The sequence below is a fragment of the Streptomyces sp. BK79 genome, assembly GCF_044142145.1.
GTDB lineage: Bacteria > Actinomycetota > Actinomycetes > Streptomycetales > Streptomycetaceae > Streptomyces.
The window spans coordinates 60,622-82,715 of the sequence record NZ_JBHVOC010000026.1; the positions used below are offsets into that span (position 1 = coordinate 60,622).

Consider the following 22,094-nt stretch of genomic DNA (forward strand, 5'->3'; position numbering starts at 1 on the left):
CGGGCGGGCTAGCGGGCCGTACGGCGCAGGGGGCGGCGGCGGCCGGTGGGGCCGGGGCCGCCCTCGGTGGGCGGGTGTTCCGCCGCCGGGCCGGTGGACGGGGAGCGCATGGCGACGCCCGAGGACAGGAGCAGCAGGGCGCCCAGCATCACGAACGGCGCGGCGACACCCGCGACGCCGGCGATCAGGCCGGCGGCGGCGGGTGCGGCGACCTGGCCGAGGCGGTTGCCGGTCAGGCGCAGCGCGAGGGCGGTGGAGCGGGCGCCGTCGGGGGCCGCCTGGACGACGGTGGTCATGGACAGCGGCTGGCCGACGCCGAGGCAGAAGCCGAGGACGACCAGGATCAGCGCGAGCGCCCACACCGGCACCGGCACCGCGACGCCCGCGCACAGCAGGGCGGCCAGCAGACAGGTGACCGTGAGCAGGGCGGTGCGGCCGAGCAGCCGCAGCAGGGGCGTCAGCACCAGCCGGCAGGCGATCGTGGCCGCCGCGCGCAGGCTGAGCAGGACGCCGATCACGGCCGGGGAGATGCCCCGGTGCTCGCCGACCACCGGCAGGTAGGCGGTCAGGATGTCCGTCGCGGAGAGCACGGAGAGGCTGATCAGGATGCCCGCGGGCACGCCCCGGGCCCGCAGGATGCTCCCCACGGGCACCCGCGCGCCCTGTTCCGTACGGGACTTGACGGCCGTACGGTCCTCGATGCGCCACAGCGAGGTGAAGGCCACCGCCGCCCCCGCGCCGGCCACCACCAGGGCCAGGGCGCTGCTCCCGGCCATGTCGTGGCCGCCGATCAGCGCGCCCGCCGCGATGGGGCCGACCAGCTGGCCGAGCGAGGCGCCGATGGTGAAGTGGCCGAAGTTGCGGTCCTGTTCGTGCGGCGCGGACTGGCGGGCGACCAGCGACTGGGCGCCGATGACGAAGCAGAGGTGGCCGAGGCCCATGACGCCGCTCCACAGGGCCATCGCCCACAGGGACCCGGCGACGCCGCTGAGCGCGCAGCCGCCGGCGATGAGCACCACGCCGACGGGCAGCAGCGGCGCGCAGCGGCCGTGGTCGGTGCGGCGGCCGAGCGGGACGGCGGCGAACAGCGGCAGCAGCGCGTAGACACCGGCGATGACGCCGACGGCCTGCTCGTCCGCTCCCAGCGCGAGGGCCCGGTAGGAGACGGCGGGCCGGGCCATCGACACCGCCCCCTGCGCGAAGCCGAAGGCGATGACGAGGCGGAGCAGCCAGCCGCGGTTCCCACCGGGCGCCATGGTCGTGTCCCTCCCGAGCCGATGATCAGATGATGCGGAACATCAGATGATGCCGAACAGGATGCCCGCCGCGAGGATCACCAGGCTCGTCAGGACCGCCCACTTCACCACGAACCGCGTGTGGTCGCCGAACTCGACCTTGGCCATGCCGACCAGGACGTACACGGCCGGGACGAGCGGGCTGGACATGTGCAGCGGCTGGCCGACGATCGAGGCGCGGGCGATCTCCAGCGTCGACACCCCGTGCGCCTGGCCGGCCTCGGCGAGCACGGGCAGGACGCCGAAGTAGAAGCCGTCGTTCGACATGAAGTAGGTGAGCGGCAGGCTCAGCAGGCCCGTGACCAGGCCCATGTGCGGACCCATGCCGTCGGGGATGGTGTCCACGAGCCAGTTGGCCATGTGGTCGACCATGCCGGTGCCGGTGAGGACGCCGGTGAAGACGGCGGCGGCGAAGACCATGCCGGAGACGTTGAGGACGTTGTCGGCGTGGGCCGCGATGCGGGCCTTCTGGTCGGGGATGTGCGGGAAGTTGACGGTGAGCGCGAGCGCGGCGCCGAGCAGGAAGAGCACCGGGATCGGCAGCAGTTCCATGATCATGGCGGTGAGCAGCGCGACCGTGAGCAGCGCGTTGAACCAGTACAGCTTGGGACGCAGGGTGGCCCGGTTCGGGTCGAGGCCCTGGAAGTCGTCGTCGGAGTCGGCTTCCTGGCCGGCGGAGTCCCCGGCACCACCGGCGGCGGACGCCTTGCCCGCGCCCGCGCCCTCGCCGGCCCCGGCACCCGCACCCGATCCGGTGCTCGCACCCGCACCCGCACCCGCACCGACCAGCACCGTCTCGCTCTCCGGCTCCCGCACCAGCACCTCGTCCAGCGTCAGCGTGCCCACCCGGCGGCGCTCGCGCAGTCCGAGGACGTACGCCAGGACGACGACCGCGAGCAGACCGACGGCCAGGGCCGGGATCATGGGGACGAAGATGTCGGTGGCGTCGACCTTCAGCGCGGTGGCGGCGCGGGCGGTGGGGCCGCCCCAGGGCAGGGTGTTCATGACGCCGTTGGCCATGGCGGCGACGCCGGTCATCACGACCAGGCTCATCTTCAGGCGCTTGTACAGCGGATACATCGCCGAGACGGTGATCATGAAGGTGGTCGAGCCGTCCCCGTCCAGCGAGACGATGGCGGCGAGCAGGGCCGTGCCGACGACGATCCGCATCGGGTCGGCCTTGCAGAACTTCAGGATGGCCCGGACGATCGGGTCGAAGAGCCCGACGTCGATCATCACCCCGAAGTAGACGATCGCGAACATGAGCATCGCCGCGGTGGGGGCGAGGCTGGACACGCCGTCGATGACGTAGTCGCCGAGGTGGGCGCCCTTGCCGACCAGCACGCAGAACAGCGCGGGGATCAGCACGAGCGCCGCGATCGGCGACATCTTCTTCATCATGATCAGGACCAGGAAGGTCGCGATCATGGCGAAGCCGAGGATGGTCAGCATGTATGAGTACCTAACGTTCGCCCTTGAACATCCCACCGGGGCAGGCGGTGCGAGCGACGTTAGGTGCCGTCAAGCCGCGTTAACAAGACGTTGACATGCGAGCAATAAGCGCAGAACTCCAGGTCACAGCTTTGCGTCGGTCAGCGGGGCGAGCGTCACGGGGACGCCGTTGAGGACCGCGTTGCCCGAGAGCGGGTCGAGCAGGCTGCCGTCGAGGAGCTGGTTGACGTTGACGCCGGGTTCGGTGGCGGCGTGGGTCAGGCGGGTGCCGGGGCGGTCGTGGCCCCAACCGTGCGGGAGGCTGACCACGCCCGGCCGGACGGCGTCGGTGACCTCGGCGGGCGCGGTCACCTCTCCCCCGGCGCCCTTGACCCGCACCGGGTCCCCGCCGCGCACGCCGAGCCGTGCGGCGTCGTCCGGGTGCAGGTGCAGGGTGCAGCGGTTGGAGCCGCCGGTGAGGGCCGGGACGTTGTGCATCCAGCTGTTGTTGGAGCGCAGGTGGCGGCGGCCGACCAGGACGAGCCCGTCGGCGCGCGCCGCCCTGGCCTCCCGCAGCCGCGGCAGGTCGCCGGCGATCGGCCCCGGCAGCAGCTCCACCTTGCCGCTGCGGGTCTTCAGCGGCTGCGGCAGGCGCGGGCGCAGCGGTCCGAGGTCGATGCCGTGCGGGTGGGCGAGCAGCCGCTCCAGGGTCAGGCCGTCGGGCCGTACGCCGAAGCCGTCGCCGTAGGGGCCGAGGCGCAGCATCATGTCGAGCCGCCGCTCCGGACCGTTCTCGCCGGTGAGCTGTGCGGCCAGCTCGCCGGGGTCGCGTCCGTGCGCGGGTGAGTGCGGGTCGCGGACGGCCCTGCCGAGGGTCTGCTCGATCACCATGGCGTCGACGGCGGACGGGTCGGCGCCGTGCGTGCCGGTGACGGCCAGGGTCAGGCGGGCCAGGATCTCGGTCTCGGCCATGCGGCCCGGCTCCAGCGGGACGGCGGGACGGGTGTAGCGGACCTGGTTGCGTACGGCGAGGGTGTTGAAGGCGAAGTCGTGGTGCGGGCTCTGGGCGGGCGGGGGCGGCGGCAGGACGACGTGCGCGTGGCGGGAGGTCTCGTTCAGGTACGGGTCGACGCTCACCATGAAGTCGAGCGAGTCCAGCGCCTTGTCGAGCCGGTCGCCGTCGGGCGCGGACAGCACGGGGTTGGCGGCGATGGTGATCAGCGCGCGGACCGGCTCGCCCGCCCCGGTGGCGGTGTCGATCTCCTCGGCGAGGGCGGACAGCGGCAGTTCGCCCTTGGCCTCGGGGTGTCCGCTCACCCGGGAGTGCCAGCGGCCCAGCGCGAAGCCGCGGCCGGGCCCGGCGGGGCGGGGTGTCCGGTCGGTGGCCGCCTGCGGGAAGAGGGCGCCGCCGGGCCGGTCGAGGTTGCCGGTGAGGATGTTGAGGACGTCCACGAGCCAGCTGGCGAGGGTGCCGTGCGGGACGGTGCAGCTGCCGATGCGGCCGTAGACGGCGGCGGTGGGGGCGGCGGCGAGTTCCCGGGCGAGGGCGCGCGTCACCCCGGCGTCCACGTCGCAGGCCGCGGCGACGGACTCGGGCGTGAAGTCCCGTACGGCGTCGGCGAGTTCCTCGACGCCCTCGACGTGCGGGGCGAGCGCGCCGAGGTCCACCAGGCCCTCCTCGAACAGGACGTGGGCCATCGCGGCGAGGAGCAGGGCGTCGGTGCCGGGCCGGATCGCCACGTGCCGGTCGGCGAGCTTCGCGGTGCGGGTGCGGCGCGGGTCGATGACGGTCAGGGTGCCGCCGCGGGCCTTCAGGGCCTTGAGCCGGCCGGGGAAGTCGGGCGCGGTGCACAGGCTGCCGTTGGACTCCAGCGGGTTGGCGCCGATGAGGAGCAGGTGGTCGGTGCGGTCGAGGTCGGGCACCGGGATGGCGTTCGCGTCGCCGAAGAGCAGCCCGCTGGAGACGTGCTTGGGCATCTGGTCGACCGTGGAGGCGGTGAAGAGGCTGCGGGTGCCGAGGGCACCGAGCAGGACGTTCGGGTAGAGGGCACCGGCCATGGTGTGCACGTTGGGGTTGCCGAGGACGAGGGCGACGGCGTGCGGCCCGTGCCGCTCGACCACCGGCCGCACGCCCGCGGCGACCGCGTCGAACGCCTCCTCCCAGGTGGCCTCGCGCAGTTCGCCGTCCCTGCGCACCAGGGGCGCGCGCAGCCGGTCGGGGTCGGAGTCGACGGCCCCGAAGGAGGCGCCCTTGGGGCAGATGAAGCCGCGGCTGAAGACGTCGTCGCGGTCTCCTCGGGCGGCGGTGACCGTGGTGCCGTCGATGGTGAGGGCCAGGCCGCAGGTGGCCTCGCACAGGGGACAGATACGCAGGGCGGTGCGGGACACGGGTCCTCCCGTAGGGCGGCGTCGGCGGCGCTCTCTCGCGGCGAGCATACCGACCGGTAGGCATGTTGGGGAGCCCCGCGCCGAAGGCCGTACGGCCCGGCCCGCCGACCGGGTACGGACGGCCGTCGGCGAGCAGCGCGTACGGACAGCCGTCGGCGAGTAGCGCGCACGGACGGCCCGTCAGCAGGTGGCGCGCACGGACGGCCCGTCAGTCGAGTACGCGTCCCAGGTAGGCCCGCAGCAGCTCCCGGGCCTCCTCGATGATCTTCTCGTCCCCGTCCGGGGCGACCCGGAACGCGAGCTGCACGAGGGTGTCCGCGGTCTCCACGGCGACGAGGAACATGCGACGCAGGTCCTCGTCGGGCCGGCGGCCCAGGTAGCCGGAGAGCAGTTCGGTGAGCCGGTCGGCCACCCGGTGGTTGGGGACGGCGTGGCGGCCGCCGACCGGGATCTGGTTGCCGAAGTCGATCAGGGAGAAGCCGGGCGCGGTCCGCTTCATCGCCAGGTACTCGTCGAGCACCGCGTCCAGCGCCCCGCGCCAGCCGCCGTCGCCGGTCTCCGTCAGCCTTTCGGTCACACGCTCCGCGTAGCGCTCCAGGTTGCGCTGCGCCAGGGCATCGGCCATCTGCCGCTTGTTGCCGAAGAAGCGGTACACCGAGCCGATGGGGACGTCCGCGCGCGCGGCCACGGCCCGGGTGCTCAGGGCGTCGTAGCCGACCTCGTCGAGGAGGTCGGCGCAGGCGTCGAGGATGCGGGTCAGCCGTTCGGCGCTGCGCCGCTGCACGGGGGCGCGGCGGAGCGGGGTCGCGTGGGACACGGTGCTCATGATGCCCTCCTGGCGCGGTCGGGTGAACCGTGCCCTCCCATACGGAATCGGGCGGCGGCGGCGCTCACCGTGAGGCCGGGCCTTCGCCGCCCGCCACGCCTTCGCCGCCCCCCGGGACTTCACCGTCCCCCGGGCCTTCGCCGCCCACCGACCCTTCGCCGCCCCCCGGGCCTTCGCGGCCCCCCGGGACGTCACCGTCCCCCGCCCCGTCCTCGATCGCCTCCGGATCGGTCGCCCGCGCGTTCGACGCCGTGATGTCCGCGGTGCTCTCGACGGGTTCGCCGTCGACGGCCCACACAGTGCCGTCGTCGGCGTACAGACGGACCGTGAGCTGGTGCGTCCCGCGCGGGACGAGGCCGGCGGCGAGGCGGTGCTCCGGGCCGCGCAGCCGGGTGACCAGCTCGTCGTCGAGGAAGAGGTGGGCGACACCGCGGCCGGCGACCGCCTCGGCCTTCGTCCCGGGGGGCGAGAAGGCGAAGTCGCGCACGGTCAGGCGTACGTCCCAGCTGTCGTCGGCCTCGGGCTGCACCTCGATACCGACCTCGGGCGCGTGCTCGGCGTCCACCTCGCGGTAGCGCCGGCCCTCCTCGTCGGTGGCGTCGAGCAGCTCGCCGACCGGTGTGACGGCGTCCCGGGCCTGCGGCCCGCCCGTACCACCGGAGCCGCAGCCCGCGGATCCGGTCAGCAGCAGGACACAGACCGCGAGCACGGCGCGTACTCCCCGCGTCCACGACATGACGGGAGAGTAGAACACCGGTCCGACACCGCGGATCCCCCGGGGGTGCCGTTCCGGTCACCCTCCCCGGGACGGAGGGGGAGGAAGCGGGAAGGGAGTGAAGAACGGGATGCCGAGGGGCGAAGCGGGAAGCTGAAACGGGAAGCCCCGTACGGCCTCTTGCGCCGGGGAAACCGCAATCCTACGGTGTCCCATAGGAATCGGGTGGCGAGGGAGCGATCGATGAGCGGGGACGCGCGGAAGACCGCGGAGGGGCTGGGCTACCTGTCCGGTTTCGGCAACGAGCACAGCTCGCAGGCCGTTCCGGGCGCACTGCCCGAGGGCCGGAACTCGCCGCAGCGGGCCCCACTGGGGCTGTACGCGGAGCAGCTGAGCGGCACGGCGTTCACCGAGCCGCGGGCGCACAACCGCCGCTCGTGGCTGTACCGCATCCGCCCGTCGGCCGCCCACCCGGCCTTCACCCGCACCGGCAACGGCGCGCTCCGCACCGCCCCCTTCACCCAGTCCGTGCCGGACCCGAACCGCCTGCGCTGGAACCCCCTGCCCGCCCCCGGACCGGACACCGACTTCCTGGCGGGCCTGTGGACGCTCGGCGGCAACGGCGACGTCACTCAGCGCACCGGCATGGCCGTGCACCTGTACCACGCCACGGCCTCCATGGAGCGTGTCTTCAGCGACGCGGACGGCGAGCTGCTGATCGTCCCGGAACGCGGCGGCCTGCTGCTGCGCACCGAGTTCGGCCTGCTGCACGCCGAGCCCGGCCACGTGGCGCTGATCCCGCGCGGGGTCCGCTTCCGGGTCGACCTGCTCGACGCCGACGCCCGCGGCTACGTCTGCGAGAACTACGGCACCCCCTTCCAGCTCCCCGACCTCGGCCCGATCGGCGCCAACGGCCTGGCCAACGCCCGGGACTTCCTGGCGCCGGTCGCGGCGTACGAGGACGTCGAGGGCCCGGTGGAGGTGGTCAACAAGTTCTGCGGCAAACTCTGGACCGCCACCTACGACCACTCCCCGCTCGACGTGGTCGCCTGGCACGGCAACCACGTGCCGTACGTCTACGACCTGCGCCGCTTCAACGTCATCGGCACGATCTCGTACGACCACCCCGACCCGTCGATCTTCACGGTGCTCACCTCCCCGTCGGACACCCCCGGGCTCGCGGGCGTCGACTTCGTGGTCTTCGCACCGCGCTGGCTGGTGGGCGAGGACACGTTCCGGCCGCCGTACTTCCACCGGAACGTGATGAGCGAGTACATGGGCCTGATCGAGGGCGCCTACGACGCGAAGGCGGAAGGGTTCGTGCCGGGCGGCGGCTCGCTGCACAACATGATGTCGGCGCACGGCCCGGACCGGGAGACCTTCGACCGGGCGAGCGCCGCCGAGCTGAAGCCGCAACGGATCGACGACGGTCTGGCCTTCATGTTCGAGACGCGCTGGCCGGTGACGCTCACGCCCCACGCGGCCCGTGCCGAACACCTGCAGCAGGGCTACGACGACGTCTGGCGGGGACTGGAGCGGCACTTCCGCCCCTTGCACTGAGGATTCGCTACCGGTACGGATGGCCCGTGACCTCCTTCGCCCCGGACTCCATCGTCCTGAACCGCAAGCTGCCGCTCTGGTACCAGGTGTCGCAGTCGCTGCGCGCCTCGATACTCGGCCGCTCGCCCCGGGACCCGCTCCGCCTGCCCACGGAGGAGCAGTTGGCGGGCCACTACGGGGTGAGCGTGCTCACGATGCGGCAGGCGCTGAAGGAGCTGGAGGACGAAGGGCTGATCTCCCGGCACCGCCGGCGCGGCACCTTCATCGAGCCGGACGCCCGGCGGGGCGCCCCGGTGCGGCTGCTGGGCTCGGTGGACGCGATCGTGGCCCAGCAGTCCGGCATGAAGGCCGAGCTGCTGGGCCACGGCACCGGCCCCGTGCCGCCCGAACTGGCCGAGTTCTTCCCGGACCTGGCCGAGGCGGCGACGTACCACCGGCTGCGCTGCGACGAGCAGACGGGCGAGCCCACCAACCACGCCCGCAACTACGTCCGTCCCGAGGTCGCCGCCCGCATCGACCCGGACGACCTGGCCCGTTGGCCGATGACCAAGGTGCTGCGGGACGTGGTGGGCGTGGACATCAGCCGGATCACGGACACCGTCGAGGCCCGGCTCGCGGACCCGGAGACGGCGCGGCTGCTCGAAGTCCCGCTGCTCAGCCCGATCCTGCACTACACGGGCATCACCTACGACACCGCGGGCCGGGTGCTGGACGTGGCCGTCATCCACTACCGGGGCGACCGCTTCTCGTTCACCGTCACCCTGGATGCCACGTGAGGCCCCGCCGCCCCGTCGTACGATGCCCGGCGTGACGCACGACGACGCTCCGCCGCTGGCGGACCTCATGCCGTGGTCCGTCGCACCGCCGCGGCTCGGCCGGGGGTGGCCGACGGCGCCCGACGCGGCGTCCCTGAAGGCCCGCTGGGACGCCCTGATGAAGGCCCGGGGACCCGACCGCGAGGCGCTGTTCGAGCCGACGCGCGCCCGCACCCCGCACACGGCCGTCGGACGGCTGCCCGGCGGCGCCGGGGGGACCGAGCGGCTGGCGCGCGCCTCGGGGCCGTGTCCGGAGCCGGTCCGCGTGCTGCGCGCGCCCTTCGACGAACAGTGGCTGATTCCCGACCACCGGCTGATCGACGCGGCCCGTCCGGAGCTGTGGCGGGTGGCGGACGAGCGGCAGGTCTTCGTCGTGGAGGCGTCCGCGCCCGCCGGCCCTCCCCTGCTGCTGGCGACCTCGCGGCTGCCGCTGCTCGGCGGCGCCCGCGTCCGTCCGCTCCACCGCCGTCCGGGCGGGGCGGAACCGAACCTCGCCCCCGGCCTCCTGGACCACCTGGCCGCCCGGCTCGGCGCGCGTCCCGAGCCGCTGGACGTGCTGGCCTGGGCGGTGGCGACCGTGCGGGAGGGCTCCCTGGTCCCGCTCACCGCCGACCCCGCGCTGTGGGAGCACGGCGTGCGCCTCGGCCGGCGCGCCCTGTGGCTGATGCGGCGCGACGGCGAGCGCCCCAAGCTGCCCGGCGGCCGCCGCCCGTACGTCCGCGCCCCCCTGCCCGCCCGTCCCGTGAGCCTGCGCTACGGCCGGGACGAGGAGGCCCTGTACCTGGACGAGGGCCGCATCTCCCCCGTGCCGCCCGGCGCCTGGGACTTCGAGGCGGGCGGGGTCCGGGTGCTGGAGCAGTGGTTCGCCGCCCGCACCGCCGAGGGCGAGCCCGGCACGCTGTCGGCCGTCCGCCCGGCCACCTGGCCGCAGGTCTGGACGTCCGAGCTGCTGGAGCTGGTCACGGTCCTCACCCTGCTCGCCGAACTGCTCCCGCGGTGCCGGGAGTCGGAGGTGACCTCGGAGATCACCGCGGCCGAACTGCGCGAGGCGGGCGTCCTGCCGGCGCCCCCGGCGGCCCGCCGGCCGGCCTCCGTCCTGGACGGCCGGGAAGAGGGACCCGAGGGGCAGCTCGCCCTGCTGTAGGTCCTCTTGTGCGGGTCTCCTCGCGAGCTTGCGCGGGTCTCCTCGGGGAGGGGCGGGCGGCGCGGCCCCTCCCGCTCAGGCGAAGCCGTCCAGCACCCGGGTCAGCGCCCGTTCGAAGACCGCCTCCAGGTCGATCGGGCCGGCGTCCTCGGCGAAGGACGCCGCCAGTCGCGGATAGGCGCCGCTCGCCAGCCGCCGGCCCAGGTAGGCGATCCGCGACGCGTCCTCCTGCTCCTGGGACCAGGGCAGCGAGCGGGTGCGCTCGGCGGTGGCGATCTCGTTGGTGACGTAGGTCGTCACCACGCCGTTGACCATCGCGACCAGCTCCATCTTGGTGCCGGGGGGCGCGTCGAACGGGTCGAGGCAGGCCAGGCAGTGCTCCAGGTAGCGCAGGGCGTTGGGGCTGAAGCCGTAGACCGGTGACATCAGGCGCACGATCCAGGTGTGGCGGTGCATGAGCGCCCGGGTCTGGTGCGCCACCCGCAGCATGTCGGCCCGCCAGTCGCCGCTCGGCTCCCACAGCTCGTGCTCGCCGCTGATGGCGTCCATCATCAGCTCGTACAGGTCCTCCTTGCGGGGGACGTAGTTGTAGAGCGACATGGTGCCGCAGCCCAGTTCCCCCGCGACGCGGCGCATCGAGACCGCGTCCAGGCCCTCGGCGTCGGCGATCCGCACCGCGGCGGCGGCGATGTCGGCGCGGGTGTACGCGGGCCTCGGCCCTCGGCCGGTGCGCTCGGGGCGCGACCAGATCACTTCGGGTACGGCAGGTCGGCCCGCCATCGTGCATCACCTCGGCCACCATCCTAGTTACGTACAGCGTACGTAGTGCGCTATGGTCGGGCCATGACTACTACGTACGCTGTACTTAGTGAAGGGCTGGAGAAGCGCTTCGGCGAGGTGCGCGCGCTGCGCGGTCTGGAGCTGGCGGTGGCGGAGGGCACCGTGTGCGGACTGCTCGGGCCGAACGGCGCGGGCAAGACCACGGCGGTGCGCCTGCTGACCACGCTGCTGCGGCCGGACGCGGGGTCCGCGCGGATCGCCGGGCACGACCTGGTCCGCGAGGCCGCCGCCGTCCGGACGAAGATCGGCGTCACCGGGCAGTACGCGTCGGTCGACGGGGACCTCACCGGACGCCAGAACCTGCGGTTGTTCGCCCGGCTGCACCGGCTGCGGGACGCCTCGGCGCGGGCCGACGAACTGCTCGACCGCTTCGGACTGGCCGAGGCCGCGGACCGTCCCGCGTCCACCCTCTCCGGCGGCATGCGGCGCCGTCTCGATCTGGCCGCGAGCCTCGTAAGGCGCCCCGAGGTGCTGTTCCTCGATGAACCGACGACGGGGCTCGACCCGGCCGGCCGCAACCGGATCTGGGACGCCGTGCGCGCCCTGAAGGAGGACGGCACGACCGTGGTGCTCACCACGCAGTACCTGGAGGAGGCCGACCGCCTGGCCGACGACATCGCCGTGGTGGCCCGGGGCCGGGTCGCGCACACGGGATCGCCGGGCGAACTCAAGGCGCTGGTGGGGGCGTACGCGGAGGCCGTCGTCGCGGACGGCGACGCGATGGGGCGGGCGGCTGCGGTGCTCGACCGGCTCACCGGGGCGGAGCCGGCCCTCGACCACGAGCGGCGCGCCGTCGGCGCGGTCGCCACCGATCCGACCCTGACCCTGCCCCGCCTGGTGCGCGAACTCGACGCGGCGGGCGTACCCCTGCTGGACGCGAGCCTGCGCCCGCCCACCCTGGACGACGTCTTCCTCCGCCTGACCGGCGGCGACAAGGAGCCGGTGGCATGAGCACCGTGGCGCACGACCTGGCCCATGACGGCACCGCGATGCTGGGCCGGCAGCTCCGGCGGCTGCGGAACAACCCGGGGCTGCTGATCCTCACCCAGACCATGCCGGTGACGATGCTGCTGTTCTTCGGCTACGTCTTCGGCAGCGCGCTGGCGATGCCGGGCGAGGAGTACCGCGCCTTCCTGGTGCCGGGCCTGCTCGTCGCGACGGCCGCCAACGGCCTGATGACGGGCATGTTCCAGGCCGCCCAGGACACGCACCGGGGCGTGACGGACCGCCTGCGGACCCTGCCGGTGCACCGGGCGGCGGTGCCGCTCGGGCAGGCGGTCGCGGACCTGCTCGTCACGGCCGCGGGGCTGGTGCCCTTCCTGCTGGTCGGGCTGGCGGTGGGCTGGCGGGTGGAGGGCGGCGCGCTCGGCGCGGCGGGGGCCGTGGCGCTGCTGCTGCTGTTCCGGTTCACGACGACGTGGATCGGCGTCCACCTGGGGCTGCTCACCCGCAACGAGGAGATCGCCGGGCAACTGGGCGGCGCGACCTTCGTCCTGCCGCTGCTGTCCAACGCGTACATCCCGACGGAGGGACTGCCGGGCTGGCTGCGCACGGTCGCCGAGTGGAATCCGATCAGCGCGGTGACCACGGCGCTGCGCGACCTCTTCGGCAACGCGCCCGTCCCGGACGGGGCCGCCTGGCCGGTGGCGCATCCCGTCGCCGGGTCGCTGGCCTGGTGCGCGGTGCTGCTGGCGGTGTTCGTCCCGCTCGCCGTACGCCGCTACGCGCGCGGGGAGGGCTGAGCGGGCCGGGGGGCGTCACCGCCGGGCGGGGAGGGGCGACGGCGGGACGAGGCGGTGCGACCGCGCACGGGGGCGTGCGGGACGGACGGGTGCGCGACGGCCGTACTACGGAGACGGACGTCCCGAGACGGGTTACGGAGTCGGAGGTGCGGGGATGACCCGCGCTCGGGGACACACCGGGGCGCCACTGCGTGCCGTGGGGACGACGGACGAGTGCGCGGCGCCGCGCCGGGACGGTGTGGTCGCCGGAGCGCGGGCCTCAGTTGCCGCCGAACAGCGAGCGGCGCAGTCGGCGCAGTGGCGCGAACAGCGACACCCCGCGCATCCTGACGCCCCGGCTGCTGCGCTTGTGCGCGGGCTCACGCGCGGTCAGCTCCCGCATCAGCGACGTCGCCTCCACCGTCTCGCGCTGCGGGAGGGCAGGCCCTCCGAGCACCGCGAGATGCCGGTCGAGACGCGAGCTGGTCGCGCTGCTGCCGCAGGTGATCGCAGGGACCCTTGCCCTGCTGCGCACTGTTATCTGATCCATGTCACTCCCCACCCGTACGAGTCCACCCGGCCCGGGCAGGGTAACCCTATCGCCCCGGTACGGCATGCGTGTATCGCGGTCACAGGATTCACCTTCCCCGTAAGGAGGTTGACGATTACTCTCCGAATCCAACAAGTTTCAGGGTGAGTTGAACGACCGGCCTGCTCGTCGGCCGGAGCGAGCCCCCGCCGGGCTCGACCGTCACCGCCAGTGACGTGGCGGTCCGGTCCAGGCCGGAGGCGATCAGGGGCGTGTCGCCGTCGAGGAGCCCGAGGGAGCGCGGTGCGGCGCCGGGCCGCATGAGCCACAACTGGTGCACGCGGTCGCCGGGCGGCTCGCGGTGGCGGCTCAGGGTGATCACCGCGCGCCCCTCGGACGCGGAGGCGACCACTCCGATACGGCGGCCCCGGTCACCCTCGCCGCTCGCCGCACGGGCGTCCGATGCCGCCAGAACGTGGGCGATCTCACGTGAGCGGTCCCTCGCGGTGTCCAGCTCGCCCCGGGTGCGGTGCGCCTGCGCGGCGAAGAGCGAGGCGACCACGAGCGCCGCCGCGGCCGTCACCGTGGCGAACGGGACGAGCAGGGGGCGCGGCCGGGGTGCGCGCGGGCGCGCGTGCGGCGCCTGGACGCCCCACACGTGCGGCGGCAGCCCGCGCGCGGGCCCGGGCGCACGTCCGGGCGCACGTCCGGGCGCACCTCCGGGCGCGGGTTCCTGCGCGGTGGCGCGTACGGCGGCCAGGACGCGGTCGCGCAGGGCGGCCGGGGCCGGCGCGGCCGTGGACCAGGCCAGTCGGACGGCGTCCTCCGACAGCGCCCGCACCTCGGCGGCGCAGGGGCCGCAGCGCTCCAGGTGCCGTTCGAAGCGGACCCGTTCGGCGCCTTCGAGGGCGTCCAGGGCGTAGGGGGCGGCGAGCGAGTGGCGGTCGCCGTGGCGCCGGAACCGGCCGAGGAGGCTCATGCGAGACCTCCGAGGCAGTCGCGCAGGCGGCTGAGCCCGTCCCGCATCCGGGTCTTCACCGTGCCCAGCGGGAGGGAGAGGCGCTCGGCCACCTCGCGGTAGGTGTAGCCGTCGTAGTAGGCGAGGGTGACCGACTGGCGTTGCAGGGCGGTCAGGCGGTCCAGGCAGCGGCGCACCCACTCGCGTTCGAGTCCCGCCTCGACCTCCTCGGACACCTGGTCGAAGGCGGGATGGTGGCCCCGGCGGGCCTCGCGCCGCTCGCGTTCGCCGGCCGCGCGGGCGCTGCGCACCCGGTCGACGGCGCGGCGGTGGGCGACGGTGAGGATCCAGGACAGGGCGCTTCCCCGGCGCGGGTCGAACCGCGCGGCGCAGCACCACAGTTCGAGCAGCACCTCCTGCGCCACCTCCTCCGACTGGGCGGGGTCGCGCACCACGCGCCGCACGAGTCCGAACACCGGGCCGGAGACCAGTCCGTACAGCTCCTCGAAGGCCGTCTGGTCGCCGTCCGCCACGAGCGCCAGCAGCTCGTCCGCCTCCACCGCTCCCCCTCTCCGCGAGCCGTGCCCGGCCCGTCCGCTCCACCGCCGGGCACGCGCGACGGCACGCCCCCGGAGGGATTACGGATCGGCGGGCGGAAAACGCGGGCCGTCCGGACACGGATCGGCGCGGGATCCTCCGGGGTCGTGGTGGTGGCCCCCTGGGGGCGGATCGGTGTTCAGGGGGGCCGCATCCGCCCTCCGCTGGGCTACTTTTGGGAGGCATGCGGGAGACGTACGGGCCCGTGCCCGAGGACTGTCCGCGCGAGACGCCATAGGGGGCGCCGGTGTCCGAGGAACCCGGCGGTGAGCGCGTGATCGCCGGCCGCTACCGCCTTCTGTCCCCTCTCGGCGAGGGCGGCATGGGCACCGTGTGGCGCGCCCGCGACGAGCTGCTGCACCGCGAGGTCGCCGTCAAGGAGGTGCGCGCGCCCGCCGGGCTGCCGGAGGCCGACGTGCGCCGGTTGTACGCCCGGCTGGAGCGCGAGGCGTGGGCCGCGGCCCGGGTCGCCCACCACAACGTGGTCACGGTGTACGACGTGGCCGCCGACGGCGGCCGGCCCTGGATCGTGATGGAGCTGGTCCGCGGGCTGTCGCTGGCCGACCTGCTGGAGGCCGAGGGCCCGCTGGAACCCCGGCGGGCGGCGCTGATCGGCGCCGAGGTGCTGGCCGCGCTGCGGGCCGCGCACGCGGCGGGGGTGCTGCACCGGGACGTGAAGCCGGCCAACGTGCTGCTGTCGAACGACGGCCGGGTGGTGCTCACCGACTTCGGGATCGCCAGGGTCGAGGGCAGCCCGGCGCTGACCATGACCGGCGAGGTCATCGGCTCGCCGGAGTTCCTCGCCCCGGAGCGGGCGCTGGGCCGCACGCCCGGTCCCGAGTCGGACCTCTGGTCGCTGGGCGTGTTGCTGTACGCGGCGGTCGAGGGCACCTCGCCCTTCCGCCAGGACACTCCGCTGAGCACCCTGCGGGCGATCGTCGACGAGGAGCTGCCGCCGCCGCACCGGGCCGGCGCGCTCGCGCCCGTCGTCGAGGGCCTGCTGCGCAAGGACCCGGCCGAGCGCCTCGTGGCCGAGCGGGCCGAGCGTGAGCTGCGGCTGGTGGGCGCCGGGGGCGTCCCCTCCCGGGACGGCACACCGGGCGCGGGCGCGGTGGCGGCCGGCGGGTACGCCCCGACGCTCGCGGCGCCCGCGGAGCCTGGGGCCTCCCCGACGCCGCCGATGCCCGTACCGCCGGCGACGGGCGCGACGCGGCCCGGGTCCGGGGCGTCCGGGGGCCGGGACGGGCGGGCGCGGGCCGTGCTGGTCGCGGGGCTGGCCGTACTCGCGCTGGCGCTGGCCGGACTGACGTACACGCTGCTGGACCGCTCGGACGGCGGTGACGGTACGGAGGGTTCGGGCGGCGGCCCGGATCCGGGGACGACGTCCGCCGCGCCCGGCCGGACCGGGTCGGGCGAGGAGCCGGACCCGACGGTCTCCTCCGGCGGTCACGGCTCCCGGAGCAGTGCGCCGGCGCAGTCGGTGAGGGTGTCCGTGGCGGGCTCGCACACGCGGTACACGGGCACCTGTCCCCCGCCGCACGACGCGGCGCCCGCCTTCACGGCGACGTTCACGGTGGGGCGGTTTCCGGCGCGGGTCGGCTACCGCTGGGTCACGGAGGACGGCGCGGTCTCCGACCCGGGGTGGCGGACGTTGTCCTTCTCCGAGGACGGCGACCGCACCCGGCGGGACACGGTCGTCGTGACGACGAAGGACGACAGCGGCACGTTCGAGGGTGTCGTCCGGGTGGAGGTGCGGACTCCGGTGGAGGCCACGTCGAACGCGGTGGCGTTCTCCGTGGCCTGTGTGACGGAGACAGCGACGGAGACGGAGACGGAGACCCCGACCGGCGGGGCCTCCTCCTCTGCTCCCTCTCCTTCCGCTTCCGGTCAGGCGGCGCCGTTGAGGACCGGCAGGTAGCCGCCGGACTGACCGGCCGCGGTCGGGTGGTACGAGTCGCCGATGTTGAGCCAGTTCACGCTGTGCAGCCACGAGCTGCCGGAGCAGATCTCGTGACCGGTGAAGGTGGGACGTACGTCGCCGAAGGTGAAGCCGTGGTCGGCGGCGCGCTTGGCGATCGCGGTGTTGAGGTGGTCGGAGGCGTCGTTGATCGCCTTCCGCTTGGTCTCGGAGAGGCCGAGGCACGTGGTGCCGAGCCGGTAGAAGCGCGGGTAGCCGATGACGACGACCCGGGCGCTGGGGGCCTTGCTGCGGATCGCGGAGTAGACGTTGTCGAGGTTGCCGGGCAGCGTCGAGTCGACGTACGCCTTCGCGGTGGCGATCCGCGACAGGCAGGAGCTGTCGGACTGGAGGACGCAGGTCGTCATGACGTCGCCGAAGCCGGCGTCGTTGCCGCCGACGCTGATGGAGACCAGGCCGGTGGCGGAGCTGAGCGGGCCGAGCTGTCCGGCGAGAACATCACCCGTACGCGCGCCGGCACAAGCGGTGAAGTCGAAGGTCGAGGGTGAGTTCGCGGCGGCCCAGAGGTAGGGGTGGGCCTTCGTGCTGCGCTTGCAGTCGCCGCTGGAGCTGATGTAGCTGCCCGCTCCGACGCCGGAGGAGTAGGAGTCGCCGAGCGCCACGTAGCCGCCGGCAGCGGCGGGTTGGGCGGCCTGAGCGGTCGCGGCCCCGGTGAGGGCGGCGCCGGCGGCGAGGAGGAGTGAACTCAGGAAGCCGACAAGTCGGGAACGTCTCATGGAACCTCCTTTAGCAGGATCTCTGCTCGAACCGTGGTAGCAGCTACGCGTGTTGACAGGAAGTGTCCATGCCAAGAATTGGCTGACGGTCGTTCAAAATCGGACGGAAACCGGCGGGAACACCAGTGCCGTCTTGACGGTCTCCGAAGCGCTGCGCCACATTGAGGCCCGGCATACCGGCATCTTGGGCTTCGGGGGGCAAAGCGGAACGGTCCGGGGGGCCTGTTCCGTACGAAACGCCCTTCAAGAAGAACGGATGACGGCAAACCAACAAAAACGTGAGACCTGGATCCAGGTCTTGCCATACGGGTTCAAACGTCAATACCGTCATACATCTCCCGCATCGGTACGTCGGCAAGCGGCTCAGGGGAGGGCTCGAGGCCGCGGCGGACCGGGGCGGGACGCGCGGTAGGGGGGGTGCCGTGCTCGGTGACCACATCGGTGACCGGGCCGCGCCGCGCGGTCGGTCGCCGTTTCTTTCCGGCGCCGACAGGCTTTGCCAGCTCACCTGGCACGCACGGAGTTCCGTCCCGTCGTGCCGTGGGTGAGGAACCCCCCTTTCGAACCGGACACAGAGCCGGACCGCCCCTGGGGCGGGCGGTCCGCCGGACGAGAGGGACCAGACTCATGAGCTCAGTTCTGCAGCCCGCCACCACCGACGACGATGACACGACGCCCGCCGAGAAGTACCGGCCCGTCTCCTCGCACCTGGCGATAGCGCCGCCGGTGAGCGTGGTGATACCCGCCATGAACGAGGCGGAGAACCTTCCCTACGTCTTCAAGACGCTGCCCGACTGGATCCACGAGGTCGTCCTCGTGGACGGCAACTCCACCGACGACACCGTGGAGGTCGCCCGGGCGCTGTGGCCGGACGTCAAGGTCGTCGAGCAGCGCGGCAAGGGCAAGGGGGACGCGCTGATCACCGGCTTCGAGGCGTGCACCGGCGACATCATCGTGATGGTAGACGCCGACGGCTCGGCCGACGGCCAGGAGATCGTGTCGTACGTCTCCGCGCTGGTCTCCGGCGCCGACTTCGCCAAGGGCTCCCGCTTCGCCAACGGCGGCGGGACCGACGACATGACCTTCATCCGCAAGCTCGGCAACCGCGCCCTGTGCGCGGTGGTCAACCGGAAGTTCGGCGCCCGCTACACCGACCTGTGCTACGGCTACAACGCCTTCTGGCGGCACTGCCTGGACAAGATCGACCTCGACTGCACCGGCTTCGAGGTGGAGACGCTGATGAACATCCGGGTCGTCAAGGCCGGTCTGAAGGTCCAGGAGATCCCCAGCCACGAGTACCTGCGCATCCACGGCGTCAGCAACCTGCGCGCCGTACGGGACGGGCTGCGGGTGCTCAGAGTGATCCTCGAGGAGCGCTCCAACCGGCGTGCGCTGCGCAGCCGTACGCACGCGCCGACGCTCGCCTCGGACGGATCGGCCGGATCGGCCGCCTCTGTCGCCCCGGTCGTCCCGGCCGTCCCGGTCGTCCCGGTCCGGAGGAAGGCGTCTTGAGCGGTCCCGACGCCTCCCTCACCGTCTCCGTGGTGATCTGCGTCTACACCGAGGACCGCTGGGAGGACATCCTCGCGGCGGTCTCCTCGGTGCGGGAGCAGTCCCACCCGGCCCGCGAGACGCTGCTGGTCGTCGACCACAACGAGGCGCTGCGGGAACGGCTGCTGAAGGAGTACGAGGAGCGGGCGGACGTGCGGGTGCTCGCCAACGCGGGCCCCCGCGGCCTGTCCGCCGGCCGCAACACCGGCATCGCCGCCTCGCGCGGCGAGGTGATCGCCTTCCTCGACGACGACGCCGTGGCCGAACGCGACTGGCTGCGGCACTTCGCCGAGGGGTACGCCGACCCGGCGGTGATCGCCGTCGGCGGGCGCACGGTGCCCATCTGGGCGTCCGGGCGGCGGCCCGTCTGGTTCCCGGAGGAGTTCGACTGGGTGGTGGGCTGCACGTACCGCGGCCTGCCGCCCGGCCGGGTCCGGGTGCGCAACGTGCTCGGCGGCAACGCCTCCTTCCGGCGCGAGGCGTTCGACGCGGCGGGCGGTTTCGCCACCGGCATCGGACGCGACGGCGACAGGCGTCCGCTGGGCTGCGAGGAGACCGAGCTGTGCATCCGGCTCTCCCGCGCCCGGCCCGACGCCGTGCTGCTCATCGACGACCGCGCGGTGATCCACCACCGGGTGCCCGAGGCGCGCGAGCACTTCGGCTACTTCCGCACCCGCGCCTACGCCGAGGGCCTGTCCAAGGCCCTGGTCGCGCGCAGCGTCGGCGCGGACAAGGGCCTGGAGTCCGAACGCCGGTACGCCACCCGGGTCCTGCCGGCGGGGGTGGCGCGGGGGCTGCGCGACGCCGTGCTGGCCCGGCCGGGGGGCGCGGGCCGGGCGGGCGCGATCGTCGCCGGGGTGCTCACCGCGGCGGGCGGCTACGTGGTGGGGAGCGTACGGGCGCGGCGGGGCGGGGCCACGTTCACCGTGGCGCCCGTCGAGGGGGGCGCGCATGGCTGAGGTCGCCGGGCGCGAGGGGGACGACGCGCGCGTGCCGGTCCTCATGTACCACGCGGTCGCGGCCGAACCGAACGACGCGACCCGTGCCCTGTCGGTGCCCCCGGAGGCGTTCGCCGCGCAGATGGCGGTGATCGCCGACCGGGGCGCCACGCCGATCGGCACGGCCGAACTGGCCGCCGCCTGGCGCTCGGGACGCCCGCTGCCGAGGCGGCCCGTCCTCATCACCTTCGACGACGGCTACGAGGGCGTGCACCGGCACGCCCTGCCCGCCCTGGCCGAGCACGGCTTCCCGGCCACCCTGTTCGTCACGACCGGCTGGCTGCGCGGCCCGTACGACACGGGCGGCGCCCTGGACACCATGCTCGACTGGGACCAGGTCCGCGCACTGGCCGCGGCCGGCGTGGAGATCGGCGGGCACAGCCACACCCATCCGCAGCTCGACCAACTGGACGAGGAGCGGCTGCGGTTCGAGCTGATCCACGGCAAGGAGATCGTCGCCGACCAACTGGGCACCGTACCGGCCTCGTTCGCCTACCCGTACGGGTACTCCGACCGCCGGGTGCGGCGGGCGGTGCGTGAGACGGGGTACGCGCAGGCGCTCGCCGTCGGCAACGGCCTGGCGCGCCGCGCCCAGGGGCCGTACGCGCTGCGGCGGGTCACCGTGCGCCGCGCCACGGGGCTCGAGGAGTTCGCCCGGCTCGTCGAGGGCCGCGCGATCGGCCGCGCCTTCGCGCGGGACCGGCTCCTCACCAAGGGGTACGCCGTGCTCCGCCGGGCACGGCAGGTCCGGGGGCGGCTGCCGGGGGCCGGCGCCTGAACCGCCGACCGCCGACCGCCACGCGCCCGGGGGTCTCCGGGAGCCGCGTGCGCCCGGTACGGCCCGGAGGGCGCGTGCGCCCGGGGCGGCCCGGAAGCCGCGTGTGCCCGGGAAACCGGGTGCACGCGGCAGCCGGGTGGCGGATCATGGCCGCATGTCCGTGAACCCGCACGACGCCCTGCCGATCCGGCTCAACGTCGACGACAACGACTCCCCCGCCGACGTCGTCGACGCGCTGTTCCTCGGTCGTTTCGCGACGGGTGAGCAGCCCTTCGCGCACGCGGCCAACATCGACCGCGTGCGCTCCGCGGCGACGCTGCTGCCGCCCGGCGCGCGCGTGCTGCGGATCGCCCGCGACGACGACCGCAGCGCCACGCTCGCGGAGGGCGACGGCTGGACGCTGCTGATCTCGCGCTGGAACCGGGGCGCCGACGTCACCGTGACCGCGACCAGCGCCGACCTCGCCGAGAAGGTGCTGGCCGACGCGACGGACGGCGCGGCCGACGAGCCGGAGCCGCAGCCGGAGAACGTCACGATGGGCTTCTGGTACGTCTCCCCGCGCCGCGGCCCGCACCGCACCACCCGGCAGATCTCCGCCGGCACCTGGGACGAGGTCCGGGCCAACTACACGGCGCCGGTCGCGGACGCGATGGACGGCCTGATGAAGACGACGCCCGAGGACATCGCGGGCCGCCTGCTGCTCCTGCACGGGCCGCCCGGCACCGGCAAGACGTCGGCGCTGCGCACCCTCGCCCGCTCGTGGCGGGACTGGTGCCAGGTGGACTGCGTCCTGGACCCCGAGCGGCTCTTCTCCGACGTCGGCTACCTGATAGACATCGCCATCGGCGAGGAGGACGCGGCGGGCAAGGGCCGCTGGCGGCTGCTGTTGCTGGAGGACTGCGACGAGCTGATCCGCGGCGAGGCCAAGCACACCGCCGGCCAGGCGCTCTCGCGGCTGCTGAACCTCACCGACGGGCTGCTCGGCCAGGGCCGCAACGTGCTGGTCGGCGTCACGACCAACGAGGACCTGGAACGCCTCCACCCCGCCGTCGTCCGCCCCGGCCGCTGCCTGGCCCGCATCGAGGTGGGCCCGCTGACCCGCCGGGAGGCGGTGAACTGGCTGGGCACCGAGGAGGGCGTGGGCCGCGAGGGCGCCACCCTGGCGGAGCTGTACGCACTGCGCCGCGGCACCTCGCCGACCGCCCTGCCGGAGCCCCGGGACGGCGCGGAGGCCGGGCTGTACCTGTAACCCGG

20 protein-coding genes are annotated in these 22,094 nt (G+C 74.0%); 10 read left to right on the forward strand and 10 right to left on the reverse strand.

Features of this window, described 5'->3' with window-relative positions; all coding sequences use genetic code 11:
• Positions 1-8 precede the first annotated feature (8 nt).
• The 5 genes from ACFIF2_RS29145 to ACFIF2_RS29165 form a co-directional block, all read right to left on the reverse strand.
• Complete coding sequence (locus ACFIF2_RS29145) at positions 9-1,256, reverse strand: MFS transporter (RefSeq protein WP_395576222.1); 1,248 nt, start codon at positions 1,254-1,256, stop codon at positions 9-11.
• Between the two features lie 42 nt (positions 1,257-1,298).
• Complete coding sequence (locus ACFIF2_RS29150) at positions 1,299-2,747, reverse strand: CitMHS family transporter (protein WP_395576223.1); 1,449 nt, start codon at positions 2,745-2,747, stop codon at positions 1,299-1,301.
• Between the two features lie 123 nt (positions 2,748-2,870).
• Positions 2,871-5,114, reverse strand: coding sequence for a molybdopterin oxidoreductase family protein (locus tag ACFIF2_RS29155; RefSeq protein ID WP_395576224.1), 2,244 nt, complete (start codon positions 5,112-5,114; stop codon positions 2,871-2,873).
• Between the two features lie 208 nt (positions 5,115-5,322).
• Positions 5,323-5,940 (reverse strand): TetR family transcriptional regulator, encoded by a 618-nt coding sequence (locus ACFIF2_RS29160; RefSeq protein ID WP_395576225.1) that lies wholly within the window; start codon positions 5,938-5,940, stop codon positions 5,323-5,325.
• A gap of 64 nt (positions 5,941-6,004) precedes the next feature.
• Entirely contained in the window at positions 6,005-6,676 is a 672-nt protein-coding gene (locus ACFIF2_RS29165; protein WP_395576226.1) for a hypothetical protein, read from the reverse strand.
• A 222-nt stretch (positions 6,677-6,898) separates the two neighbouring features.
• On the opposite strand from ACFIF2_RS29165, the gene hmgA reads away from it, so the two are divergent.
• From hmgA to ACFIF2_RS29180, 3 genes are read left to right on the forward strand one after another with little or no spacing between them, the layout of a single operon-like run.
• The gene (gene hmgA / locus ACFIF2_RS29170; protein WP_395576227.1) at positions 6,899-8,215 is read left to right on the forward strand and encodes a homogentisate 1,2-dioxygenase; all 1,317 of its coding nucleotides are present in this window, start codon (positions 6,899-6,901) and stop codon (positions 8,213-8,215) included.
• A 26-nt stretch (positions 8,216-8,241) separates the two neighbouring features.
• Positions 8,242-8,991, forward strand: a complete 750-nt coding sequence (locus tag ACFIF2_RS29175; protein WP_395576228.1) for a GntR family transcriptional regulator — start codon at positions 8,242-8,244, stop codon at positions 8,989-8,991.
• 22 nt (positions 8,992-9,013) lie between these two features.
• A complete protein-coding gene (locus ACFIF2_RS29180) occupies positions 9,014-10,174 on the forward strand; it encodes a type ISP restriction/modification enzyme (RefSeq protein WP_395576229.1) in 1,161 nt (386 codons plus the stop codon).
• Positions 10,175-10,249: 75 nt separating this feature from the next.
• On the opposite strand, the gene ACFIF2_RS29185 is transcribed toward ACFIF2_RS29180, so the two are convergent.
• On the reverse strand, positions 10,250-10,954 hold the full coding sequence (locus ACFIF2_RS29185) for a TetR/AcrR family transcriptional regulator C-terminal domain-containing protein (RefSeq protein WP_395576230.1): 705 nt from the start codon (positions 10,952-10,954) through the stop codon (positions 10,250-10,252).
• 63 nt (positions 10,955-11,017) lie between these two features.
• Here ACFIF2_RS29185 and ACFIF2_RS29190 point away from each other — a divergent pair, with 63 nt between their 5' ends.
• Together ACFIF2_RS29190 and ACFIF2_RS29195 are read left to right on the forward strand one after the other, a co-directional pair.
• Positions 11,018-11,965, forward strand: a complete 948-nt coding sequence (locus ACFIF2_RS29190; protein WP_395576231.1) for an ATP-binding cassette domain-containing protein — start codon at positions 11,018-11,020, stop codon at positions 11,963-11,965.
• A complete protein-coding gene (locus tag ACFIF2_RS29195; RefSeq protein ID WP_395576232.1) occupies positions 11,962-12,756 on the forward strand; it encodes an ABC transporter permease in 795 nt (264 codons plus the stop codon). Before ACFIF2_RS29190 ends, ACFIF2_RS29195 begins: the two co-directional genes overlap by 4 nt.
• A gap of 259 nt (positions 12,757-13,015) precedes the next feature.
• Here the strand turns inward: ACFIF2_RS29195 and ACFIF2_RS29200 are convergent, their stop codons facing one another.
• The 3 genes from ACFIF2_RS29200 to ACFIF2_RS29210 all read right to left on the reverse strand — a co-directional run bounded on the left by ACFIF2_RS29200 (position 13,016) and on the right by ACFIF2_RS29210 (position 14,782).
• Positions 13,016-13,285 (reverse strand): hypothetical protein, encoded by a 270-nt coding sequence (locus tag ACFIF2_RS29200; RefSeq protein WP_395576233.1) that lies wholly within the window; start codon positions 13,283-13,285, stop codon positions 13,016-13,018.
• Between the two features lie 115 nt (positions 13,286-13,400).
• Positions 13,401-14,243 carry an anti-sigma factor domain-containing protein gene (locus ACFIF2_RS29205; protein ID WP_395576234.1) on the reverse strand — a complete coding sequence of 281 codons (843 nt, stop codon included), beginning with the start codon at positions 14,241-14,243 and terminating at the stop codon, positions 13,401-13,403.
• Positions 14,240-14,782, reverse strand: a complete 543-nt coding sequence (locus ACFIF2_RS29210) for a sigma-70 family RNA polymerase sigma factor (protein WP_395576235.1) — start codon at positions 14,780-14,782, stop codon at positions 14,240-14,242. Before ACFIF2_RS29210 ends, ACFIF2_RS29205 begins: the two co-directional genes overlap by 4 nt.
• 284 nt (positions 14,783-15,066) lie before the next feature.
• Between ACFIF2_RS29210 and ACFIF2_RS29215 the strand changes: the two genes are divergently transcribed.
• Positions 15,067-16,737, forward strand: a complete 1,671-nt coding sequence (locus ACFIF2_RS29215; RefSeq protein WP_395576236.1) for a serine/threonine-protein kinase — start codon at positions 15,067-15,069, stop codon at positions 16,735-16,737.
• On the opposite strand, the gene ACFIF2_RS29220 is transcribed toward ACFIF2_RS29215, so the two are convergent.
• Complete coding sequence (locus ACFIF2_RS29220) at positions 16,707-17,513, reverse strand: SGNH/GDSL hydrolase family protein (RefSeq protein WP_395576237.1); 807 nt, start codon at positions 17,511-17,513, stop codon at positions 16,707-16,709. The genes ACFIF2_RS29215 and ACFIF2_RS29220 overlap by 31 nt on opposite strands.
• Before the next feature lie 627 nt (positions 17,514-18,140).
• Here ACFIF2_RS29220 and ACFIF2_RS29225 point away from each other — a divergent pair.
• From ACFIF2_RS29225 to ACFIF2_RS29240, 4 genes are all read left to right on the forward strand, one after another.
• On the forward strand, positions 18,141-19,025 hold the full coding sequence (locus ACFIF2_RS29225) for a glycosyltransferase family 2 protein (RefSeq protein WP_395576238.1): 885 nt from the start codon (positions 18,141-18,143) through the stop codon (positions 19,023-19,025).
• Positions 19,022-20,023, forward strand: coding sequence for a glycosyltransferase family 2 protein (locus tag ACFIF2_RS29230; RefSeq protein ID WP_395576239.1), 1,002 nt, complete (start codon positions 19,022-19,024; stop codon positions 20,021-20,023). Before ACFIF2_RS29225 ends, ACFIF2_RS29230 begins: the two co-directional genes overlap by 4 nt.
• Entirely contained in the window at positions 20,016-20,840 is an 825-nt protein-coding gene (locus ACFIF2_RS29235; RefSeq protein ID WP_395576240.1) for a polysaccharide deacetylase family protein, read from the forward strand. Before ACFIF2_RS29230 ends, ACFIF2_RS29235 begins: the two co-directional genes overlap by 8 nt.
• A 154-nt stretch (positions 20,841-20,994) precedes the next feature.
• Positions 20,995-22,089 (forward strand): DUF5925 domain-containing protein, encoded by a 1,095-nt coding sequence (locus tag ACFIF2_RS29240; RefSeq protein WP_395576241.1) that lies wholly within the window; start codon positions 20,995-20,997, stop codon positions 22,087-22,089.
• Positions 22,090-22,094: the final 5 nt, after the last annotated feature.